The sequence below is a fragment of the Actinoplanes sp. KI2 genome (genome assembly GCF_025630775.1).
GTDB lineage: Bacteria > Actinomycetota > Actinomycetes > Mycobacteriales > Micromonosporaceae > Actinoplanes.
On the sequence record NZ_JAOSZE010000162.1, the window covers coordinates 1 to 444 of the forward strand.

The following is a 444-nucleotide window of genomic DNA, read 5'->3' on the forward strand; positions in this document are numbered from 1 at the left end:
GTGGAAGCCGATGAAGGTCAGCCAGAAGTGCACCTTGCCGAGGCGGTCGTCGAGCATCCGGCCGAACATCTTCGGGAACCAGAAGTAGATGCCGGCGAACACCGCGAACACGATCGTGCCGAACAGCACGTAGTGGAAGTGTGCGATCACGAAGTACGAGTCGGACACGTGGAAGTCGATCGGCGGGGAGGCCAGCAGGACGCCGGAGAGGCCGCCGAACAGGAACGTCACGAGGAAGCCGATGGCGAACATCATCGGTGTCTCGAAACTGATCTGGCCGCGCCACATCGTGCCGATCCACACGAAGAACTTCATGCCGGTGGGCACCGCGATCAGGAACGACAGGAAGCTGAAGAACGGCAGCAGCACCTGGCCGGTGACGAACATGTGGTGCGCCCAGACCGACATCGACAGCGCCGCGATCAGCAGCGTGGCGGCGACCAG

Annotated in this window: 1 protein-coding gene; it reads right to left on the reverse strand. The window is 62.6% G+C overall.

Annotated elements, in window-relative coordinates:
• Nucleotides 1–444 (reverse strand): cbb3-type cytochrome c oxidase subunit I (locus ODJ79_RS46775; RefSeq protein WP_263030209.1); only part of this gene is annotated, 444 nt, incomplete at both ends.